The organism is Photobacterium galatheae (assembly GCF_000695255.1).
Lineage (GTDB): Bacteria > Pseudomonadota > Gammaproteobacteria > Enterobacterales > Vibrionaceae > Photobacterium > Photobacterium galatheae.
The window spans coordinates 103,332-124,943 of the sequence record NZ_JMIB01000027.1; the positions used below are offsets into that span (position 1 = coordinate 103,332).

23 protein-coding genes and 4 tRNA genes are annotated in these 21,612 nt (G+C 42.5%); 14 read left to right on the top strand and 13 right to left on the bottom strand.

Going from position 1 to position 21,612, the window contains the following annotated elements:
- Positions 1–19: 19 nt before the first annotated feature.
- The 8 genes from EA58_RS13600 (at position 20) to EA58_RS13635 (ending at position 6,288) form a co-directional block, all read left to right on the top strand.
- Complete coding sequence (locus EA58_RS13600) at positions 20–595, top strand: hypothetical protein (protein ID WP_036753833.1); 576 nt, start codon at positions 20–22, stop codon at positions 593–595.
- Positions 596–695: 100 nt separating this feature from the next.
- Positions 696–1,460: a septum site-determining protein MinC gene (gene minC / locus EA58_RS21005; RefSeq protein WP_268748947.1), complete on the top strand. Its 765-nt coding sequence runs from the start codon at positions 696–698 to the stop codon at positions 1,458–1,460.
- 234 nt (positions 1,461–1,694) lie between these two features.
- Positions 1,695–2,846: a hypothetical protein gene (locus EA58_RS13610; protein ID WP_036753835.1), complete on the top strand. Its 1,152-nt coding sequence runs from the start codon at positions 1,695–1,697 to the stop codon at positions 2,844–2,846.
- A gap of 13 nt (positions 2,847–2,859) precedes the next feature.
- Positions 2,860–3,411 carry a hypothetical protein gene (locus EA58_RS13615; RefSeq protein ID WP_036753838.1) on the top strand — a complete coding sequence of 184 codons (552 nt, stop codon included), beginning with the start codon at positions 2,860–2,862 and terminating at the stop codon, positions 3,409–3,411.
- Positions 3,408–4,598 (top strand): PD40 domain-containing protein, encoded by a 1,191-nt coding sequence (locus EA58_RS13620; protein ID WP_036753841.1) that lies wholly within the window; start codon positions 3,408–3,410, stop codon positions 4,596–4,598. Before EA58_RS13615 ends, EA58_RS13620 begins: the two co-directional genes overlap by 4 nt.
- 9 nt (positions 4,599–4,607) lie before the next feature.
- Complete coding sequence (locus EA58_RS21010; RefSeq protein WP_051642099.1) at positions 4,608–5,207, top strand: OmpA family protein; 600 nt, start codon at positions 4,608–4,610, stop codon at positions 5,205–5,207.
- A 12-nt stretch (positions 5,208–5,219) separates the two neighbouring features.
- Complete coding sequence (gene minD, locus EA58_RS13630; RefSeq protein ID WP_036753844.1) at positions 5,220–6,029, top strand: septum site-determining protein MinD; 810 nt, start codon at positions 5,220–5,222, stop codon at positions 6,027–6,029.
- Positions 6,022–6,288: a hypothetical protein gene (locus EA58_RS13635; protein ID WP_152548044.1), complete on the top strand. Its 267-nt coding sequence runs from the start codon at positions 6,022–6,024 to the stop codon at positions 6,286–6,288. The genes minD and EA58_RS13635 overlap by 8 nt, the downstream gene beginning before the upstream one ends.
- Before the next feature lie 89 nt (positions 6,289–6,377).
- Here the strand turns inward: EA58_RS13635 and EA58_RS13640 are convergent, their stop codons facing one another.
- Complete coding sequence (locus EA58_RS13640) at positions 6,378–7,085, bottom strand: hypothetical protein (protein ID WP_036753850.1); 708 nt, start codon at positions 7,083–7,085, stop codon at positions 6,378–6,380.
- A gap of 119 nt (positions 7,086–7,204) precedes the next feature.
- On the opposite strand from EA58_RS13640, the gene EA58_RS13645 reads away from it, so the two are divergent.
- Positions 7,205–8,038: a hypothetical protein gene (locus EA58_RS13645; protein WP_152548045.1), complete on the top strand. Its 834-nt coding sequence runs from the start codon at positions 7,205–7,207 to the stop codon at positions 8,036–8,038.
- 59 nt (positions 8,039–8,097) lie between these two features.
- On the opposite strand, the gene sbcB is transcribed toward EA58_RS13645, so the two are convergent.
- The 7 genes from sbcB to EA58_RS13680 form a co-directional block, all read right to left on the bottom strand.
- Complete coding sequence (sbcB, locus tag EA58_RS21015) at positions 8,098–9,585, bottom strand: exodeoxyribonuclease I (protein WP_051642100.1); 1,488 nt, start codon at positions 9,583–9,585, stop codon at positions 8,098–8,100.
- A 2-nt stretch (positions 9,586–9,587) separates the two neighbouring features.
- Positions 9,588–10,385 (bottom strand): YfbR-like 5'-deoxynucleotidase, encoded by a 798-nt coding sequence (locus tag EA58_RS13655; RefSeq protein WP_161781051.1) that lies wholly within the window; start codon positions 10,383–10,385, stop codon positions 9,588–9,590.
- A gap of 81 nt (positions 10,386–10,466) precedes the next feature.
- On the bottom strand, positions 10,467–10,946 hold the full coding sequence (locus EA58_RS13660) for a hypothetical protein (protein ID WP_152548046.1): 480 nt from the start codon (positions 10,944–10,946) through the stop codon (positions 10,467–10,469).
- A gap of 267 nt (positions 10,947–11,213) precedes the next feature.
- Positions 11,214–11,300, bottom strand: a tRNA-Leu gene (locus EA58_RS13665).
- 98 nt (positions 11,301–11,398) lie between these two features.
- Positions 11,399–11,489 (bottom strand) — tRNA-Ser (locus tag EA58_RS13670).
- Between the two features lie 40 nt (positions 11,490–11,529).
- A tRNA-Asn gene (locus EA58_RS13675) sits at positions 11,530–11,605 on the bottom strand.
- A 74-nt stretch (positions 11,606–11,679) separates the two neighbouring features.
- Positions 11,680–11,756: transfer RNA gene (locus EA58_RS13680), tRNA-Asp, on the bottom strand.
- A gap of 191 nt (positions 11,757–11,947) precedes the next feature.
- Here EA58_RS13680 and EA58_RS13685 point away from each other — a divergent pair.
- The 5 genes from EA58_RS13685 (at position 11,948) to EA58_RS21020 (ending at position 16,897) form a co-directional block, all read left to right on the top strand.
- Positions 11,948–13,126: a radical SAM/SPASM domain-containing protein gene (locus EA58_RS13685; protein ID WP_036753862.1), complete on the top strand. Its 1,179-nt coding sequence runs from the start codon at positions 11,948–11,950 to the stop codon at positions 13,124–13,126.
- 90 nt (positions 13,127–13,216) lie between these two features.
- A complete protein-coding gene (locus EA58_RS13690) occupies positions 13,217–14,299 on the top strand; it encodes a hypothetical protein (RefSeq protein WP_036753865.1) in 1,083 nt (360 codons plus the stop codon).
- Positions 14,300–14,398: 99 nt separating this feature from the next.
- A complete protein-coding gene (gene lepB / locus EA58_RS13695) occupies positions 14,399–15,184 on the top strand; it encodes a signal peptidase I (RefSeq protein ID WP_081819673.1) in 786 nt (261 codons plus the stop codon).
- A gap of 271 nt (positions 15,185–15,455) precedes the next feature.
- On the top strand, positions 15,456–15,842 hold the full coding sequence (locus EA58_RS13700) for a hypothetical protein (RefSeq protein ID WP_036753870.1): 387 nt from the start codon (positions 15,456–15,458) through the stop codon (positions 15,840–15,842).
- Positions 15,843–15,976: 134 nt separating this feature from the next.
- Entirely contained in the window at positions 15,977–16,897 is a 921-nt protein-coding gene (locus EA58_RS21020; RefSeq protein WP_051642101.1) for a prepilin peptidase, read from the top strand.
- A gap of 257 nt (positions 16,898–17,154) precedes the next feature.
- On the opposite strand, the gene EA58_RS13710 is transcribed toward EA58_RS21020, so the two are convergent.
- The 5 genes from EA58_RS13710 to EA58_RS13730 form a co-directional block, all read right to left on the bottom strand.
- Entirely contained in the window at positions 17,155–18,084 is a 930-nt protein-coding gene (locus EA58_RS13710; RefSeq protein ID WP_036753873.1) for a DUF2939 domain-containing protein, read from the bottom strand.
- A gap of 69 nt (positions 18,085–18,153) precedes the next feature.
- A complete protein-coding gene (locus EA58_RS13715; RefSeq protein ID WP_152548047.1) occupies positions 18,154–18,975 on the bottom strand; it encodes a hypothetical protein in 822 nt (273 codons plus the stop codon).
- Between the two features lie 95 nt (positions 18,976–19,070).
- Positions 19,071–19,703 (bottom strand): lytic transglycosylase domain-containing protein, encoded by a 633-nt coding sequence (locus EA58_RS13720; RefSeq protein WP_152548048.1) that lies wholly within the window; start codon positions 19,701–19,703, stop codon positions 19,071–19,073.
- A gap of 86 nt (positions 19,704–19,789) precedes the next feature.
- Positions 19,790–21,007, bottom strand: a complete 1,218-nt coding sequence (locus EA58_RS13725) for a hypothetical protein (protein ID WP_036753878.1) — start codon at positions 21,005–21,007, stop codon at positions 19,790–19,792.
- Between the two features lie 248 nt (positions 21,008–21,255).
- A complete protein-coding gene (locus EA58_RS13730; RefSeq protein ID WP_152548049.1) occupies positions 21,256–21,558 on the bottom strand; it encodes a hypothetical protein in 303 nt (100 codons plus the stop codon).
- Positions 21,559–21,612: the final 54 nt, after the last annotated feature.

Sequence of the window (21,612 nt, forward strand, 5' to 3'; positions counted from 1 at the left end):
ATGGTCTGGAGCGCACAATATGGCAAATACAAACAATTCTGTTCACGTACTCACTTATCGCTACTTCCAAGAAGGCACAAATACGCCAAAAACCTCGAAGCTAAGTATAGATATTGGTATTTACCATATTCTAAAGCAGAACGAGGAGAAGTTATTTCCTGACTTCCAGTATATGCCTGTTAAGTCTAAGAAAGACTCAACAAAATCAGATAGATGGCTTTACGTTACTGCCGGGAAAATGAAAGAAGCGCACCCTGATGTTCCCTTCGCAAGTTATATTAGGGAATACTTGTACACCTTGATTATTGACCCGGATTTCCTTGAAGGATATGAAATTGATGTCAATTACGTGAGAATCATGTGCAGCAAAGATTCTAAGTCGAATACTCAAATTAGATTCCCCGCCGCACTTTACTATGCATTAAAAAGCTTTTTTGGCGAAGATGAAGTTGATGAGATCATCGAAAAAACGTATGCGAACCTTCGTCATGAATCAGATGATACAGGGAATTACTCATACAGATTAAGACATCGGCTTCTTGAGCAAGTCATCAACCCAGAGTTAGACCGTGTTGATGCTGAATCCCTCATCTAAACTGCCTTAAGAAAGCTGCCATGCAGCTTTTTTTACCTTCATAAACATGCTGCTCAATATTGAAATAAGTAAACGAATTGTCTACTTTTCATCAAAAATCATGAGCGATTCATCACTGCACATATCAAAACACCTCAGAACCGGTAACTTTTACTGTCAAGAACTTGTGATACCTCACAAGGAACTCACACGCATCATGACAGAACTGGAAGACTTACAACGTCGGTTTACACAGACTTTTTCTTGCCTGAATATCGTTCTTAATTTTTCCGAACTTCATTTTGAGGAAGAGGATATTGCGGCATTCGTTATGGAGGCCAAGCATTGCCTAGAGCGACTGGGTCATCATGTTGTCGGCGCTGTTGGCATCAAGTCAACTATCGCGACCGCTTGTGGCATTAAGCCCATTCGGCAAAAATTGGATGAAGCAGCTTCAAGCCTGATCATCGGAAAAGAAAAACCTGAAGAATACGTTGAAGCAGTATCCGTTCAAAAGAATGAAGTAAGCGAAGCCCATCAATCTCCCCCTCAGTTAGCGTCCATGATCATTGAAGAGTCGATCAGAGGCGGGCAATCTGTTTACGCAGAGAACAAAAACCTCGTCATTATTGGAGATGTGAAGCGCGGTGCTGAAATTGCTGCCGACTTCAGTATCACTGTTTTTGGAAAGCTGGAAGGGCGTGCCCATGCTGGCGTGAATGGCTCGACAACCTCTACAATAGTCTCTCATAACTTTGATCCAGAACTCGTCTCGATCAATGGTACTTACCTGGCAAATCAGGATATTCTCGAAGATGATTTAGGCAAAGTCGCGCTTGTACAGCTGAAAGAGCAGCAGAATAAAATAATTATCCGAGCCGCTTAAGACACCCTTCTTAAGAAATCGTAGGCATTTGAGGTCATAAAAATGAATAATAGAATAGATATAGCGTTTGAGTCTCTAAAAAGCTGCGGCTTTGATAAGAATATCTTCAACATCATCTCTAACTTCTCTGCTGAGGAGTGGATTCAAGTTATCACTCAAAAAGACACCTTAGAGGGAAAAGCGAAGTATGCGCTTTTTATCCCTTACTTAATCTATACGTATGATGAAATGAAGATGAAAGAGATCGCAGAGAAATCTTCTGAGCAATGTATCAGTTTTGCTCTGGTTGATGCCTGGTACGCGACTATCTACGGAAACTATACTGAGAAGGATCTGCAACCGTTATTCAGCGACATCACCAGAACACCGACACTGCTTCATGTCTTTGAAGGTTATTTACTGAAACGGATTGAGTTTGCTGATTATGGCGAAGATATTTCCAGTTTTATCACATCAAAATTTAAGATGTTGCTGCAGGGATATCTTGAAGCTTTAAAAGTGAAAGGTGCCCATCACACAGAAGCACAGAAAGTTCTGATCGGTGCCTCCTCTGGTGTTTCTGTGTACCCACCGATGACCGACTACAGTACTGACCGACTAGACTCGATCAATCATTTTGTCTACTTCTTGGCAGCACTCGAGCTTTGTGTTCAGTCCTTGAACATTCAAGACAACAACCCGTCTGACAAAGATATGATTCGACAGGGAAAGTTATTCGAACTTATCGAGAAAAATGCAGAGAGCGTGAAAGACAGATATCAAAACGAGCGGCAATTTAAAGAAGCCTATGTGTATGTTGTCGATAATTTTGAGCGATACATGAACCGATTCTCTGCTTACATGTTTAGCCATGATGAGCAAGAGTTACTGGCTTTTATCTTTCGAAGCAAAGGATTTGCGCCTGACAAGGAACAAGTGCCTCTGAACAGTTCTCAAACAGAGCCACCGCTCAGAACACGAGATGAAGATGACTTTGAACTCAACCCGATGCATGCTTTAGACAGTCATGCAGAGCCAACGGAAATTATTCCGAAAAAGGAAAGTTCAGAAACGCGAAGCCTGTTTTCTCGGTTCAAAGCGCTGTTCGAGGCAATCGGAGAAACCGATAAGCCGGCAGATCCGAATCATGCATCAGCCAAAAAATATGAGTCAGAGAAAACGGTGAAAAAGAAAAAAGAGCAAGAAGACGACGATTCTTATGATGCGCTTATTATTTCTGCGAAAAAGAAAAATAGCAGCCTTCCCCTGATCTTGATTACTGTTTCTGTGGTATTGGTCGGTGTGTTTTTAGTCGCGAAAGGTGGGGAAGAGGAAACGTCAATCATTGATAAATCTCAGTCAGAGATGGAGCAACCCTCTGAATTTAGAACGATTATCGAAAGGTAATTGAAAGAGACTCATGAAACAAAAACTCATTCTTTCCAAAAAAAAGCGTCGAACAGCGAGGCGGCCATTATTACTGCTGACCATTGTCGCTTTCGTTGTGATCGGTGGAGGGATGACTGTCGTCCAAGAAGTACTGATGAGCACCGATAGCCGTGTGAATTGTCAATCTAGCGTGTGCGAAAGACAGGTGGTATTCAACTTAGGTACTACAGAAACGACCAATCCTGAAAGTCAGGAAGAGCTTCTGAAAGAAAGCGATGAAACGAGAAGTATTGAAAGACTTCAGAATGTTGAGCTGGAAAACGACAGACTCCTCTTACAAAGGGATCTGCAAAGATTCATCAGTGACAATGTCACTTCTAAGCCCTTTAATTACAAACAGTCCGACTTTTGCATACTGGGACTTTCAACAAACGCGAAAAAAATTGTCACTGAAACATGCTCGAATTATGTATTTAAGCGAACAATAGACTTAGCACTGGAAGACAAGAACATTCAGATATTGGCAACAAAGTATGACTTTAAACAAGAATCACCAACATTTGAAGTGAGATTGAAATTTTGAGAAAAATCACCCAAAGACTCGTCCCTCTTATTCTGGTCACAACCTGTGCTCACGTTTTTGCTTCACCAGTTGATGGGATTAATATCGTTCAAAATGGCGGATCTTCAGGAAAACTAACTGCCATCATCTCAGATGAGATACCAGAATTTGTCTCGAAAAGGCTGGGGGTACTTCCAGATGTCAATTTGTATCAAGGGGAGTGCGGCGCTGTATCCCGAAAAATCAAAAGGCAGGCTGCATGTGTTGAACTGAATGAAAACGGACAGATTGTTACATCTGTTCCCGATTCACACAATTCAATAAAACAAACGACATTCAGCTTTAAAAATGGCCGGAAACGTTTGAATCCAAAAGAAGAGATCGCGTTGACTAAAGCTATCTATATGGTGTTATCCGGGAACAAATCATCCATTTTTGATACAAAACTTGTTTATATCAGTAAGCACAGTAATGGCAAGTATATTCTTCGTGTATCAGACTACGATGGAAGTTCTCCAGTAACGATCCACGAAAGCCGTGAACCCATCCTGACACCCAGCTGGTCACCCAATGGGAAGTACCTCACCTACGTTTCATTTGAAAGTGTCAGGGCCTCAATCTTTGTACAAGAGGTTCAGTCAAAGCGCAGGATAAAAGTGATTACCCTCAGAGGGCTGAATGCATACCCGTCATTTGATAGTGATAGCGCTCTCCTTGTCTCTTTAAGTCAAGAGAAGCCGACATCTGAGATATACAGGTATGACATTCAAACCGGGGAATTAAAGCGGATGAAACGTTCCGGCCGTGCTGACATTTTTCCTAAACGGATCAATGAAGAGACTTACCTCAAGGTGGGATTATCATCACAGGACACACCTTATGCATATGTCGTCGAAAAAGGGCGGCAGAAGCCAATCTCGTCCAAGCCACTGAATGCTATCTCTGTCTCAAAAAATGGTGACGTGGTGGGCCTTTCAGGCAACAACTTAGTGTATTTAAAAAAAACGGATGATGGTTGGGATGAAATGAAGTATTTAGCAAAGGGTTCAAGTATCGAATCTCCAAGCATTTCACAAAATGGAAAATCGATTTACTTCTCGGTACAAGAAAAAGAAAGAGTTTTTATCAAAATGGCTTCAAATACAGGAAAAAATATACTTTCCTTTAGGGTAAATCACGAAGATTTAATTCAAGTTTCAGCATTATAAATGATAAATATGAATAAAAAACACACGATCAGTGCAGTCTTCGCAGCAATCCTCTTAAGCGGGTGTTCTGCAACTCAAAACACATATTCTGAAAAATTCGAGCGTTCAACACCAAGTGAACCCGTCACGATGGAAACGCTTTTTGCAGATGAAACTGTTGTTTATACCGAAGCAGATATTGCTGAGGAAAAGAATGCTATCCTTGGCGAATATCACGGATATTATTCTGCCGACGAATTCCTATACGAATTGAGTGAGAAAGGCGTCGATCTTTCAGTGATTGAAAATGGAACGGTGAACTTTGCCTTTGACTCTTCTGCGCTTACCGACGAAGCGAAAGCATTGATCGCCAATCATGCTGATCTGCTCAAAGAGTCAGAGAAAATAAAAGTAATTCTGGAGGGACATACAGATAGCACTGGGGATCGCTCTTACAACTTAAAACTAGGTGAGCGACGCGCACTTGCTGTGAAGAATTACGCGCTTTCACTTGGTGTTCAGCCACATCAGATTGAGGTGATCTCCTACGGCGAAGAAAAGCTCATCAATCAAGAGCTGACCGAAGCAGAGAAAACAATGAATCGCCGCGCAGAATTTGTATATAAATAAAAAATTAAATAGATGAGCAAAGTAATTGTAACTACATCAGGAAAAGGGGGCGTAGGAAAAACGACCAGTTCCGCTGCAATCGCTATGGGTCTCGCAATGCAGGGGCAGAAAACCTGCGTGATTGACTTTGACATTGGGCTGCGCAACCTTGACCTCATTCTTGGCGTTGAACGCCGGGTCATTTATGACTTCATTCATGTGATTCATGGTGAAGCGAGCCTGAATCAGGCTTTAATTAAAGACAAGCACTGCGATAACTTGTACGTGCTTGCAGCCTCACAAACAAGAGATAAAGATGCCTTAACGAAAGAAGGGGTGCAAACAGTGATCGAAGAACTGAAAATGAAGGACTTTGATTACATTATCTGTGACTCTCCTGCGGGTATTGAGGGTGGAGCCAAGCATGCACTCTATTGGGCAGATGAAGCAATTGTCGTGACCAACCCTGAGGTCAGCTCTGTGAGAGATTCAGATCGGATGTTAGGGATGTTAGGCTCGAATACTTATCGGGCTGAGCAAAACCTCGATCCCGTGAAACAAAATCTATTGATTACTCGATATGACTCAGCAAGAGTTGAGAAGGGAGAAATGCTTAAAGTTGAGGATATTGAAGAGATCCTCGGCGCGATTAAGCTGATTGGGGTGATTCCCGAAGATACAAACGTGATGAACTCATCCAACAAAGGTCAGCCAGTCATCCTCAGTGAAAGCCGAGCATCTGAGGGTTATAAAGACGTTGTTGCACGCCTACTTGGGGAAGAACGCCCGATGCGGTTTATTTCGGAGGAGAAAAGTTTCTTAAAGAGACTGTTTGGTGGCTGATATGGACTTTTTCACTAGACTCTTCGGAAAGAAAGAATCCTCGGCTGATGTCGCGAAAGCTCGATTGTCAGTGATTGTCGCTGCAAGTTCGGGCGCAGATTGCGAGCTCGTGAGAGAATTACAGGATTGTGTAAGAACCGCAGTGCTTGAGTTTTATCGCAAAAAAAATCTGAGCGATGAAGAAATTGAGAACTTAAATTACAGCCTCAATGACGAGACTGGGATTATGGAAGTTCAAATTCCGCTTCAAAGTAAATAAAAAGGAGGCTGAAGCCTCCTTTTGTCCCCCAAAGGTCATCCTTTTTGTCTTTCATCTTCTCATTTCGAGCTCTGAAATTCGTCATGAGCTCAAGAAACAGCGACATGATTTGGCCATAATACTTTGCTTTGTACTTGGAAATCATCTTTGACCTTGAGATCAAATCCGAGGGTAATCGTGATCCTTTTCTCTTCAGGCCTTGTTAACTGAAAGCATCGATGTGCCATGAAATGATTATGGTTATTGACAACGACCATCGTTCCATTCGCTGGCGAAACAATGCCATTTGAAACAATCTCATCAGCGCGATCCACATAGTGAATCAAACAGTTATCCCCATCCCGATAAGGAACTTTACCATATTCAAACTGCCCACCCAGCGCATCATCCCAATCATCATAATCGGTCAGGTAGATCAACACGACAAAAGCGCCACCTTCGATGGCATCACTATGCCAAGCACATCCTTCACTGCCATCCCAAAGATCAGCAAATTTCATCACGAAATCATGCTGACCACTGACCTCACTGAAGCACTCAGATAACAAAACCTGGCTGAGTGCATACATGATTTGGTCGTTTAAAGACTCAAGGATGAGTTGATTGAAGTGCTTCGCTTCCTGAATATGGTCTTTTTCTTTGTGGAAGCGGCTATGCAACACTTCTGCGGGTCTGAATTCTTCCGCAATGAGTTTATAAATCCCTTCAGGGTCTGGATACCAGTGTAATTGAGAGGTCATTGCTTCTAAAAGAAGAATCAGATGTGGGGGTAATGTTGAAGAAGACCCGCCTTTCATGAATACGTCATCGAAGACTATATTGTTCATTTTTAATATAAATTAATACTTTAGACCGGGTCATTGTCAAGCATAAGCTTAACCAGTAAAAATGCATTTGCTATGATCTAATAAAAACAATGAACCCAACCAAGCAGACCTCCTCGGGTGAGGCGATGGAGAGCAGTTATGCTTCCAGTGAGATTTCACCTTGCAGTCATTCTACAGCCGTATCTGAAGCTGTAGACGATAGTGGAAAAGGATACGACAAGCCAAATGAGACTCAAATACAATTATATAGAAAAAGGATGAAGTTCAACTTCATCATCGTTGGGAATACACCATTAATCAGCCTGATATTAGCCAGAGCGTATAGCGACATGGGCTATCGGGTTTGTATCATTAATAAATACGCACCCTCTGTCGGGTTTGAGGGAATATTTTCCAATCCAAGTTTCATTGAGTTTTTGTTAAACGAGCTAAACATTGAATCCTGCCCATTTTTAGATGAGAAGAGCTTTATTAAAACACTGCTTGTCCATTCTAAACACAAACACCTAATACACTATTATGGCGAAAAGTATCGAGTCAGAGATTTTGGTTATGATGAGCATTACAATTATTTCATCACGGATCAATCAAGCAAAAAAAAGACAACAGAAACTGATGAATTAATATACGATCTCATTGAGAAAAGAGAATCTCGTCTGATCGCTTATCTGCCCAGATCGCTTAAAATTAAGCAGCTGATCGGTGAGTGTATGATCGTGAACCATTGGAACCAATTTATCAAAGGCTGGGCAACAGAAAAAGACACAGATTCGTTTAACTTTGTTACCCAAAGGCCGAATACGATCACACTCTTTGGTGGAGACAAGGTTTCGATTGATTTGAAAAGTGAAAGGCATGCCCAGCGTCTTCTCAACCAAGAGGTAAAGAAGTTGCTGAATGAAATCAATAAACTTAAGAAATAAAACGGTAAACGTTGATCGTAAAGGGTCTAAAAAGTTAGACCCTGACCATTCGGAATGATTTAAAGGTGTCGTTGATAGTACTCAATGATTTCAGTGATGATCTGCATATCACCATCACTGAACGCTGAAGCATTCTTCCTATTGAATAAGGTATCTATTTGATTTCTTGCTGTGAGCGGAGTGCCATCTATGGTCACTGCATTGTCTACAAGGCCGGACATTCGTTTAGCGATATATTGATCCCAATGTGCTCTATCATCTCCCATGAATGAGCCAGGACTGTTTCTTCCAATCACTCGCATTGCAAGTTCTTTCGTCCGTTTCGTGGGCGCATTGACTGAAGTAAATTGATATCGCTCATCCCAATCTGTGATTGAATGAAATGTTTGAGCAAAATGTTTCTCGTCGAAATCCATGAAACCATCGCGATAGAGCCTCATATCATAATCCGTAAGGTCATCATGCGTCTTAGAATTCGTTTCAACACAATGAATCAGCGCTTTTATCTCGTCCATCTTTTTAAAGACAAGCTCCGTGTTGGCCTTCATCTGCGCTTTGATGTGAATAAGAGGATTCTCTCCGGCAACGTCTTCGTGATAACAGCTATTGGGGAAGAGGTTAGGGAGCTGGTTCAGCTTAATTTTCACCAGGCCTTTCCTGTCTAACCCCAAACGTTCCATGTCATCTTTTTTAAGAGAAAGGAGATTTCTTTTTGTCTCTTCAGGGAGAGACAATATTGTCTCGGGAGAAATTTTTGCATCCCACGCCCAATAGACATTTTTATCTTCAGAAGAGGCAAACAGTGGAATGATATAACCAATGAAGTGGTGCTCCCTGTCATAGGGAGAGATATGAAACAGCCCGAGTTGGCTCTCTTCAGAGGTTAACAATGCCTGGATATACCACTTATCTCTGACCGAAAGGGCTAAGTCAAAAAATTCCGGGTCTGATAACTTTATCTTTTGCATCAGCGAAATCAGTGCATCGACATCGGATAAAGCATCATGGGCCTTATCGTGGATCACATCATTGGCCCTGGATAAATGCGCTAATTTCATTGAAACCCTTGTCTGTTCAGATCCAGATGAAATCGGAACAGAATGCCATTTCAGTAAATGAGGTCTTAAAGCATAAACAGCCTGCATCAAAAGCATCGCATCATAGCGACTATTCCCATTCTTAAAGTGCCAATCGTATGCTGGGTATAAATTTCGATAAAAAAGGTGTCGATGCCACTCATCATCGAACTTTAGAGAGTTATAGCCAACGACCACAGTATCATGACTCGATGTAATCAAATCATGAATCTTGCTGACGAAGTCGTATTCAGCGAAAGCGTTTTTCTCTATTCGAATGGAGTCGGGCGTCTGCTTTGTCACAAGACATGCCTGATACTCTGGGGTGAGATCGGCGGATGGTAAACAGAAAAAGTTTTCTGCCGAAAGTCTTTTCAAGTTTTCGTCAGTCTTAATCGCTGCATACTGACTTGCTGCGCCACCAAGGGGTGAGAGATTAAATGTCTCATAGTCATTAAACACAAATCGCATGATCAGCCTTTCGCTTTGTCTAAATCATCAATGGTTGGAAGAAACGTGATCATCTCATCAATGGTCAATTCATAAGCTTTTATGTAGTGATCATAAACAAACTTCACGGCTTGGTATTTCTCGATATATTCCGTTAAATCTTCTCTTAGCTGACCGGCTGCATAAGCAAAATCTGCATTGTTCGATCGCAGTTCACATTTAGCTTTCGCATATGCACTGAGAAGGTCTGCTGCTTTCACAAAATCCTTTTCAAGCGGCGTACAGGCCATCAAAAAATACGGCGTGATAAAAGGAGACAGGATTGGGTCTATGGTCGCAGCAATTTTCTGAGCGATATAGCCTTCGGTTTCTTTTAAAAGTTTTCTGAGTTTTTCATCGCTGCTTTTTAAAACCCCATTCACGTCTTCACTGATTGATTCTGGCGAATCATGAAATAAGCAAAAGACAGCCAACCTCTCTGGAATCAAGTCTGTTTCAGGGTACATAAATTGATGATAGGCACCCATCAGCAAACCAAGATATGCAACTGAAGCGCAATGGTCATTCAAACTTTCTTGCTGAATCGACTGAGACTTCGTCCATCTGGAAATACTGTTTTGCCGATGAAGGAATGCCATGAAAACACTTTGTCCTTCATACTTTTCTTTTAAAGCGGCAGAATCAACTGTTTTGGGAGAAATACAATTGAGTGCATCGGTGCTTTCATCTTGCTCTGCAAGTATCCGGGCAACCTTTTTTCTTGCTTCTGGGTTTTCTAGAATGGATTCCCATGTCTTTTCTAAATGTTTTTTATCAATCACAGGATGACTCATTATCAAAGATTTATTCATCGATTATTTTACAGTAAAGTTTCGTCTATTCAACAAAGAAGTATGAATGAATCAAGATGAGAAATCAGATTTTAAGACACTCAGGTATTGCTCATTTAAGAACTGGATTCGCTCTCTTTCTTTACGTTTTAACATCTTAACGCCTTTTTTATGCTCTGATTCTGAGATATTTTTCTCGCGAACGAGCTCCCTCAGTAAAGTAGTCTTAGGACTCTCAGAAATGATCCCTGCATCGATCTCCGCTTTTTTTGCATCCAGAATCTTACGGTCAAGCGAGATCATTTTTTTTGTATGCGCTTGTTCTAATTCAGACACTTTTTCTCTGAAGAAGACACTGGCTTCGTGCAATCTGACGAGGTGAGGTTTTTGATAGTCAGACTCATAGTGATGAGGAAGGCGACCGGACAACTCAAGATTTTTCTCAAACTGAATCACCTCTCTTGGTAAGAGAGATGTCACTTCACTCGAAGTGAGCGTCACGCTTTTTGGGGTAGGCTCATCCGAAAAGCACCCAGAAATCACCAAAGCCATGAGAGGAATCAGTATTCTATTTTTCATTTTTTGGGAAAAATGACAAAAAAAAACCACTCAGTCAAATCACTGAGTGGTCCCCATGTTAAGCCTTATGCGTCATTCTTGCGGCGGGTGGAGCCGAAGAGGCCAGCATAAGTTGTCGGCATCGTGCGTTTGATTGCCGAGTTCAACATAAAATGACACGTGAACATACGTGTTGTTGCCCAAAACAGAATGCTTCTTACGGATAAATACGAAGAGAAAGCGCTGAGCAGACAACAAATTTGGTGCGTCCAGAGAGACTTGAACTCTCATGACCTCTCGGTCACCACCCCCTCAAGATGGCGTGTCTACCTATTCCACCATGGACGCTAAATTTATGGTGCGCTCTCAGTAACTTCAACGCTCACACCTTTTGGGCCAGAGCCTGAATCTGGTGTGTGTGTCTATTCCACCAAGAACGAAAAAAGTGGCGGAGAAATAGGGATTCGAACCCTAGATACGTGATAAACGTATGCTGGTTTTCAAGACCAGTGCTTTTAACCACTCAGCCATCTCTCCACTTTTTACATCATCTTTTACAAAAAAATGATGTAAAAAGTGGCGCTCCCTGCTGGGCTTGAACCAGCGACATACGGATTAACAGTCCGCCGTTCTACCGACTGAACTAAGGGAGCATGTCATATCAATGCGTCCTGTGGGCTTGAAGCCCGATACCGGCTGTGTCTGTCTGCTCCGATATGGTCGTCATTGGCGGAGCGGACGGGACTCGAACCCGCGACCCCCTGCGTGACAGGCAGGTATTCTAACCAACTGAACTACCGCTCCAAAAGTTCCGGGGACACTTGTGTGTTTTGTGCAACGTAAGAGGAAAACAACACACCAAGCTGTAATCATCAGCCATAGCACAGATCAGTGATACGCGATGTAACCGGAACTGTCGCTATATTACTATGGGTGGGACTTTTGTCAAACGATGGTGTACATTTTTTTATAAATAAATTAGAAAAGAATAAAAAATGAGCAACTCAAAGTTATACCATATTTATCCGACGATGAAATGCAACTTAAGTTGCCAGCATTGTTTTTTGCACCAAGAAGTCAGGGATAAAAAAGATCGAATGACAGCGGAGGAGTTTCGAAGCCTTGTTGATAACATGGCCAACGACTTTGCGATGGATCCAAGTGCGGAGTTTGCTGAAGTGACCATCATTGGGGGAGAACCCACGTTAATGCCGCCGGCTTTCTACACAGAGAACATTCCCTATCTCAGGGAAAAGTTTGACGCAACAAACAAGCCAATATCACTCACCATCGTCACAAATTTCACAACCACAAATGCACTGAAAAGATACGCTCATCTTTTTGACATTGTTTCTACATCTTATGAGTGGGATCGATTCGATTCACAAAAAATTATCCTCGGCGCGACCAGTTCGAAAAAAGAAAACTGGTGGAAAAACCTTCGCGACTGGACCGATGAGGGGAGGAAAGTGGCCATTTCACTCGCTACAACGACCGAAACCATTGATCACTGGGAAGAAATGTTTGAAAAGCTTTACGAAAATGGTGTTCGGTTCTTTCAGGTCAACTTAATGCACCCCGATGGAGAACTGATGAAAGGGATTCTTTCAGATCAAGATTACAAACACTTTTGTGAACACCGACTCTCGATTCTCACGCACCCGACGGAAAAGTTCAATTATCACTATCAGGCGACAAACAACGATCTTTGGCCTGGCTTTGAGAAGGAAGCGCAGTTTCTGATCGATCTCACTTTGTGGCTCGATAAAAAGCAAGATGAAGCGCTTGTTATTTATCCGATTAACAGCCACAAAGAATGCTTAAACGGAGGCGTTGGTAATTCTGACATTGCCTGTCCAGCGAGCGGCGCGATCTGTGTGACGACCACCGGGGAGGTGAGTGGATGCACAATCGAAAGTGGCAAGCCGAATATGATCTCTTATGGAAACGCTTTTGAGGATGATTTCCAGGACATCGTCAATTCACAACTAAGGGCAAATCACACAACATCTTTAGATCTTAAACCTGTCGAGTGTTTAGGCTGTGATTATTACTTCTTCTGTAAAGGCGGTTGTTCTTTCAGGGAGCTGTTTTGGGATAGGGCCAATCCGACTGCGGAGTGTCATGGACTCAAATCCTACTTTGAATTTATTAAGAATAACTACCAGAATTAATCGAAAGACCACACAACGATGCAGGACATATATCTGAACCTCACTCACTTCTGCAACATGGAGTGCCCTCGATGCTATCTCTCAAAGGAGATGAGGCAAAATCGTGCCATGATGAGCACGGATACGCTAGAAAAAATCGTTTCAATGGATTGCGTCCAAAGCGCCCCAAAGGATGACCCGATCACCCTATGCTGGCTTGGTGGGGAAGTGATGGCTTTGCCCATTGAAACTCTCATTGCGTACAGAGACGTGATCCATCGGATTGCCCCTCACGCTAGGAATCGGTTAGTGACGAATTTATTCAGCCTCACTCACGAACAAATCAAGTTCATTAAGGAGACGTTCTTTTCGATTGAAACAACCTATGCCGCAGGCATGAAAATGTCCCTTGATGGTTCTGAAGAGAAGTATCAGCACCGATTTAAAAGGAACCTCAAAAAGTTAGCAGATGAGGGAATTCTGTGTCACGTGAACGTAGAGCTGAACGACAAAACCATTGAAGCGGGCGTGGATCATATCATTGAACTTGCCAGAGAAACGGGCCAAAAATGTTGGGAGTTTGATATCTCGATAAAATTCGATCAGGTTTTGGAGAAAGGGGTTCAGGTGAACGATTATCTCTATGCCGATGATGTGCCAATGACCGTGAGTTACAAGCAATGGGCTGACTATATCATCCAATTTATACGCGATAGAAATAAAGAGATGAAAGAGCTGGGGATTCGCATCGGCTTTATTGACTCTTGTTTCTCCAAAGATAACGACCCATTTTTTAACACAATGAAAACGCACGTATACCTGACGTTTAACCCCAATGGTGATGTGCTCGGGGCGCCTGTTTTTTCAGCGTTACATCCCATTTTTTATGGCAACATCCATCAAAACTCAGAGAAGGAAATCCTGAATCATCCAACAAAGCTGAAACATACCGCCTATGAGCATGTTGGAAGATTCCATCATGAAGCATGCTATCACTGCGAATTTTTTACTGAGTGTAAAGGGGGATTTTCTTGCGTCCCGATTACGGATGGCTCGGGAGAATGCGTCGGTATGAAATCTGTCCGATCCTACATTGAGGCGTATCGAACAGAGTTTGCCAAGCACCCTAATGTGTTATGGAACCCTTCTTTAGGGGAACTCCCCAACCTAACATTTGATGAACTGGAACGATAACAACCAGAAAGATGGTGTTCATCAAGTCCGGTGAATATAAAATTTTTATTTTCGCAATGTAACCAGCCTCATTCGTACATACTAAACCAAGACCGAAGCATGAAAAAAAACATGAATAAAAATAAATTTAAATTTACTCGGAGCGATCTGTTGATTGTGATTTCAATCCTTATCATTAAAGGATCATTTCTTGACTGGTACTACATTCCGAGTGGTTCAATGAACCCAACCCTTCAAGTGAACGACAGAGTCATTGTCGATATGAATGCCTATGACCTGAAAGTTCCTCTCACAGATCTATCCATCATAAAAAACAAGACTCCTGACAGAGGTGATGTGATTATTTTTAAAGAGACAAATTCTGACCGTATCTACATCAAAAGAGTAGTCGGCAAAGCCGGTGATCAAGTCAGGCTTGATGGTCATAATATTTACATCAATGGCACCAAAGTCGACAGTGAACTGATTGAGTCAAACGAAAGTTTCAGTCAATACAGGCAAACGATTGAAGGCAAAGAATTCATAGCTCAATACGACAAACGGTATGATGCAATCTCAACGATTCTGAGCAAAACAGCATCAGGAATGCTCGAGATAACGGATGTCGAAACATTATCCTTTATGAATAAATATCGTGCTTTGAGAAAGGGAGCGTGGGTTGTTCCCGAAGGGCATCTGTTTGTGATGGGTGACAACAGAGATCATAGTCAAGACTCAAGGTTCAGTGAAGTCTCATTCATCTCTGAAAATGTCGTGAGAGGCAAAGCCAGTTTCATTCTCGCAAACATGAAGCCGCTTGAGATCGGAGGCATGACGATTCCCTTTATCCCAACAAGCTTTACCGGATTTAACAGAGATCTCTACCATTCCAATCACACCCAATAAAGGCAATACAGATGATATAGACCTCTTTGTGACTGAGTATATATGGCGTTGAGAGGTCTAATCAATGCACTGTTTCTATGCCTCGATTTTATGCCCCGTTCAATTGTCGTTCACATGAATGGGAAAAATCCCATAATATAAATTTGATGAATATATTTCTTATGATTTTGTGTGAATTTCTTTTACTAATATAATTTAATAGATTATGTTTTTATTGAAAAACATATTTGACTTTCAGGGTCAGATGAAAATATAAAATTTAATGAAGAAAATGAGTCTCATCACATTGATTAAAAAACAAAGTGTCAAACTGACTGCACTTTTGGTGCTCTCTACACCATTCCTGGCTTTTGCGGAAGCCAATGATAAAGGGATCGCTGGTGTTACCAAAAACCTTACAGAAGCGGCAACATCATTTGGGCCACTCATCTCGATTGCTGCATTCATCGTGGGTATGGGTGCTCTATTCAAGGCTGTCACCACAATCATGAACCACTCTGAAAACCCAAGAGAAAACCCATTGAAAAACGTTGTGTTCTACGGTTTGGCAGCAGCCGTGGGCCTGGGTTACACATTTTCAACGACCACACTTGTTCAGACGCTCTTCGAGAAAGATAAGTCTGAAGCTGTCGATGATAAAATATTTAAAGTCAACTAACTAAGCTTGAAAATAAAAGGTGCTGAATGCACCTTTTTATTTTTTATATATCCCCATCTACCGTTAAAGGAACGGTGCCTCCCTCTTTTCTCATCTCTTGAATAGAACCTCTGATTGATTAAAATATAAGGAAAATGACTATCGAAATCATTCAACTCACCCAGGAATATATCACTGAAACTTTTTCAGTATATCCACTTTGGGTGTTAACCACGCTGATTTTTATCTTAGGTGCATGTATTGGTTCCTATCTGAATGTGGTCATCTACAGATCACCACTGAAAGCCCAACTCGCGGAACAAAATTACATCTACGAAACATACGGTTTTAAGGCAGATGATCTTCATTTCATCGACACGCCAAGGTCGCATTGTCCGAGCTGCCAGTCTAAAATTCCGGCATGGTTAAACATTCCTATTTTGAGCTGGTTTCTCCTGAAAGGGAAAAGCCATTGTTGCAAAAGTAAAATAAGCAAGACCTATCCTGTTGTAGAAGCCTTCGTCGCAACCGCACTTGCTGCAATTTTCTCTCTGTATGGCACTTTTGACCTGGGTTTCTTGCTACTATGCCTATCTGTTTGTACTGGGTTCGCTATTTTAGCCATTGATTTTAAACATAAGGTTATATTTGATACTCATGCGCTGCTTTATGTGCTCTCTACAGTCAGTTACCTGTCTATCAGGTTCAACAGCACGGCATTTATTTTCAACGCGCTCACATTAGTCATCGGGGTATATCTGGTTGTAAAGGTGTATCAAAAAATCAGAAATACACTGTTCAAGTCAGATTTGAAAATGATGGGCGATGGCGACTGGAGCCTTTGGTTTGTTTTATTTTGCGTATTGACGTGTATCTCATCTGAGTCTGAACCAATACGAAACCTTACCGCTTTGGCGGTCATTCTGATTGCCGTCATCGGTGTGCTGACGATGCTTTTAGGCTACTTGCTTACCTTTCTCTCAAAAGAAAAAATTCAGCTGTCTCAGGAGTTTGCTGCCGCACCAGCCATAATACTGACGACGCTATTTTTTATCTTACAAGCGCTCACAGCCTAAGTACCATGCAGGCAAAAATATGAAACAGGCACTCCTAAAAGGGAAATCATAGAGGAATAGAGGGATAGGGAAATCGGAGAATAGGGGATCAGTGCCGTTTGTCACCCAGTCCCCTATATCAGGTTGATCAAAACGAAGAGAGTTGCCATCTGCCGAAACGTGTTTCAAACATCAGTTACAATGTCACCAGCCAGAGGTTCAATCAGGTGAGGGCGAATCGAATATCCCTCCCTCACCAGGGACAATGGCGACAACGTCTATTTTTCAGCGTCAGCCATGATAGATTGCGCTTGATCGATTGCATCCTCCACAGACGCTTGCTTTGTCTGTTTTTTCTGTCCTGCTTGCTCTGGTAACTCATCAGCACCAATTGCACTTCTTGTGATCGCCATTCGCTCAAGCTCGTCGCCTAAAGTTTGAGCCGCACTGGCGCTTTGGAGCAAGCGGTTCGTGATGTCGTTGATATCTTCGATCTCTTTTGGAATATATGCCACGAGCTTGTAACTGCCGGTCGGCGTTTGAGTGGCAACAATGAGGTCTTTGGACGTTGTGTTTGGGAATTTGGCTTCAATCAGATAAAGGCCGTCAGAATACTCATAATTGAAGGCCATCTCGTAACGTGTGAACTCATTGAATTTGTTGGCTATAAATGTCTTAAAGTTATCTCTGTCTTTTGCCGCATCTTTCACAATTAAGTCTATTTGCTCCGAAAGCAAGCCCAGCATCATCGACCCCTCTCTCACGCGAGTCTCAAAGGTTCCTGCAGCCGTTTGACTGACACGGTCAGAAAGACTTTTCACCTTAGCATTGATGTAATTCATCTGAGACAGGTATGCCGTGTGTATCTTATCGTAATCGATATGGCGCTCGATCTGTGTCGTATCGCCATCCTCAATTGCCTTCACCAGCTGGTCTAAAGTCAGCTTCGGCATATCCATGTCGAATGCTTCAGCAAGCAAGGCTTCATCGGTCTTGTTTACGGTGCCAACAATTTGGGGTTCAGCGTCGCTGCTGGCAGCATTGACTCCCGATATTGCGAGAAGAACATCCTTTTTCGGTGCATCCGTTAGCGTACTGGTGCTGAATCGAGCTGGGTGAGTGATCACACTAAGGTCAGTATTGTCTGATGCACTGGCAAGCATCGGGGTTGTCGCTGCAATCAAAACAGCTATAGCAAATTTCTGCATATTGAATTTTTTTATTATTTTAACCCATAAATTCAAAAATATAGAGGGAAGGACTGAAGCCGAAACAGACTAAAACATGAATTTAGCACCAAGCAGGACACCATCTTGAGACTGACCTGACACTTTAGGTGACGTCAGCGCGACAACGCCTTCAGCATAAGCAGCGAAAGAGCCGTAAACGTACTCTGCACCGACAGTGGCAGTCGAATAATCCTCATCACCAAGCACATTGCCGTACAAATTCAATGTATCTGTCACAAAGTAGCTTCCGTCAGCAATGAAAGACAACTTCTCCTGATTCAGACCAAATCCAAGAGAAGTTTTAATCTGCTCCCCAATGACAGTCCCAACATCAAAAAACACATTGAAATCATCTTGATGCTCGAAAACATGAATTTTGACATCGAAGTCATTCGCATAAACTGACAGGCCACTATAGAGATTACCGTCAAAGTCTGCCGATGTGATTAAAATATAGTTTTGGACAGCATAGTTGTACTCCACAAAAGCATCATAGCCAGAAAATTTTTGTCCAATCGCATTCTTCGAAAGGGATGTATCTCCATTCATTTTCATTTTGTTCCCCAAAATCTTGTTGGCTATGTTTTTATCATATCCAACTTTCAGATCATGGTTATCTTTCGATAACTTCAAGGAAACATCAGCTTTCGTTTCATAGTCATCGTCTCTGAGATCATAAATGTCTCTGACACCCGTATTGAAGGTCACATCAATGCCATGTCTGATTGAAGTGGACGTGCTCAGATCAAGATGTGAGTGATGGAATCCACTGTCCAAACCGTCGAATCCATAGCCATAAATCAGCTGACCGGACACCATATAATTCATCGTGGTGCCACCAAGACTGTATTGACCAACGGTTTGCGCCATGACTTCGTCGAAGATTTCCGGAGACGGTGACGTTGCTGCTATTGCAGAGATTGAAAGTAGGGATGCCGCGACAGTCACGGCTGTGTTTTTCGTTTTCATTGTTGAACACCATGGAGGTCTAAGTATTTGAATATTTGAACATAAATGAGGAATTTCAAGAGGTGTTCCTCGGTCTCCAGAGGGACCAGATTCGCGTGAATTAACATCCAGGCGTTGGGTGTTTTGGCACGGCGGATGACTTTATCCATATTCCCCACACCGTAGTTGTAGGCCATAATTGCCGTTTCATAGTCATTGCCATACCGCGTTTCAGCAAGCCATTGAATGTATTGAACCGCGGCTTCCGTTGATTTCTTCCAATCAAGCCGCTCATCAACCGCAGGGTTGATCTGAAGTCCGTAATCTCGAGCTGTTGGTTTCATAAATTGCCACATCCCAACCGCCCCTGCGGGACTTCTTGCTGTCGGATTAAACCCGGATTCAATTGCAGCCAAGGCCGCGATCTCTAGAGGCGCTTTATATTTTGCTGCGATCTCTCTGATGTAAGGCACGTACTGTTCATAACGCGGGTAGATAGCCTCCGCATTCTTTAAAAGTTTATCTTTATGAACACTTGCATATGCGACCAACTTGTCGCCCGTTTGTGTCCAGGGATAATTTTTATAGTTGTAAATAGCCTTTGCATGGAAACTGAAAAATAGCAGCGCTACAGGTAACAGGTGGCGCATTTTTTTGAAAATGTTAGTAAGACAAAGCAAATACCGCAACTTCCATCAAAACGCAGCCCACCCTAAGGGTTTTCTCAGCATCAAATTTAGCCACTGGAGTAAGTCCGTATCTCAGAGTTATGCGCGGTTCGACAAACCCTCTGGATTAAATCGACTGGGTCATTTTCATCATGCAGAGGCATCATTGACACAAAGGAGCAGTAAGAAACCGGTGTTCCCGTCCAGTGATCGGCAAAAAAGTCTAAAACAGCATCATTACCAAACCCAATCGTCGCGCAGCCCGACTCACCAACCCCAGTCGTTACTTTAAAGCACAGTCGCTTGTCTAAGGGGGATGCAGGATTTTTGATTATTTTAATCAACCGTTTGGCGGCAAAAATGCTCTTCATCGGAAATCGACTTGTAAAATCATTGCCAGCAGAAGAAACTTCTAAAAGATAGTAGGCCCCAAAATCGTTTACTTCATAAACAGTCTCTGCGTCTGTTGTTTGATAGACACGCGTACCGGCCTGAAAAACGATCTCTTTCTCTTCTTTCGCTCGTTTTTTCGTGTCTTCGAGCCATATCATATCTTCATCAGAAAACTGAACTTTCGATCGCTCAGAGTTCAGACTTTTAATTAAGCGCACTGAATTGAGCCTGCTTTTTCCAGACTTTTTATACAAGTCAGATCCACCATGGGTCGCTCTATGGATACGAATCACTTGATGAGCATACTCATCTGGTTTTCGGAACGCTGCAAGTTCAGACATCGTCAACGCAATCAGAGAAGGCGCATCAATCATCGTCTCAAGGTTCACCTCAGGGTCTTTCCGACCGATTTTGCACATCTCAAAAATATTGATGGCGCTTACATAATTGGTGCTTTTCACGCGATGACTGAGTTGCAAAGCAGCATTGCTAAACGCCGATTCAATTGCCTGTTGCTCGTTTGTGCTTGCACTGGTCGAGAACGCATATCGATCCACTTGCTCAGACTCAACGAAAAGCAATGTCTCAGAAACAGAGGATCTCAACCAGAGCCGCCGAAAATACTCAACCACAAAAGGTTGCGCATTAAACAGATGAATCAGCTTTCCGTCGAGATTCATGAAAACAGTGAGATCTTTCTTCGGGTCTAACTTGGATGACCACCGCAGCAATTGGATCGCACTGGTGATCACCTCGTCATGACCATGAGCAAAGAAAGGGAATTGATGGCTAAATCGCTTCACGCGATAAGAGCCTGAACCCGATGTCCACTTTGGCGTAAAGCCAATCAAGTGTTCACCCAGTTTTTCGGGGGTTAATTTCCAGTTTGCCATTTTAAGACTTCAAAATTACCATTAAACATGCATTTAGTCTTTATATTACCACATAAGTTTTTCCTCACAACTCTAATCTTCTCCTGTATTTCAACCGTCAATGTTGCACGGATGACCAAGTCAAAAAACTTCACTCAAAGCGGGTCACTCAGAGCCGGGTAAGGAAAAGAGACATGTTGTTTCAATACGGAAGAGAGGGCAGTGAAAACGGGTCGAGGAAGCCAGTCAGTGCAGCGATCGCTCTTCACTCACGAAATGCATTGTTCATAGATCGCCTGAAGCAAGGCTTTACTTTCTGAAGTTGACTGTGCTTCAGGCTGTCCGCCTTTCACGATCACTATCTCACCTAAGCAGATAGACTGTTTACGCCAATAGTGGACAATTTTTTCAATCACGGGCTTTGAGGCTGAGCAGAGATAACACCCATCGACAACCAGTGAGTGCTCTGAGATCTCATCGCCTGACTCAATTTCTGAAGCAACCATCTTACCGATGGTTCTTGCGCTCGCATCGGTTCTGAAAACGAGAGGAATGGCAGATTGAGGAAACACCTGAACCTCATCGAAGCAGTCCTGCCTGACAACAGAAGAAACAAATAAATGGCC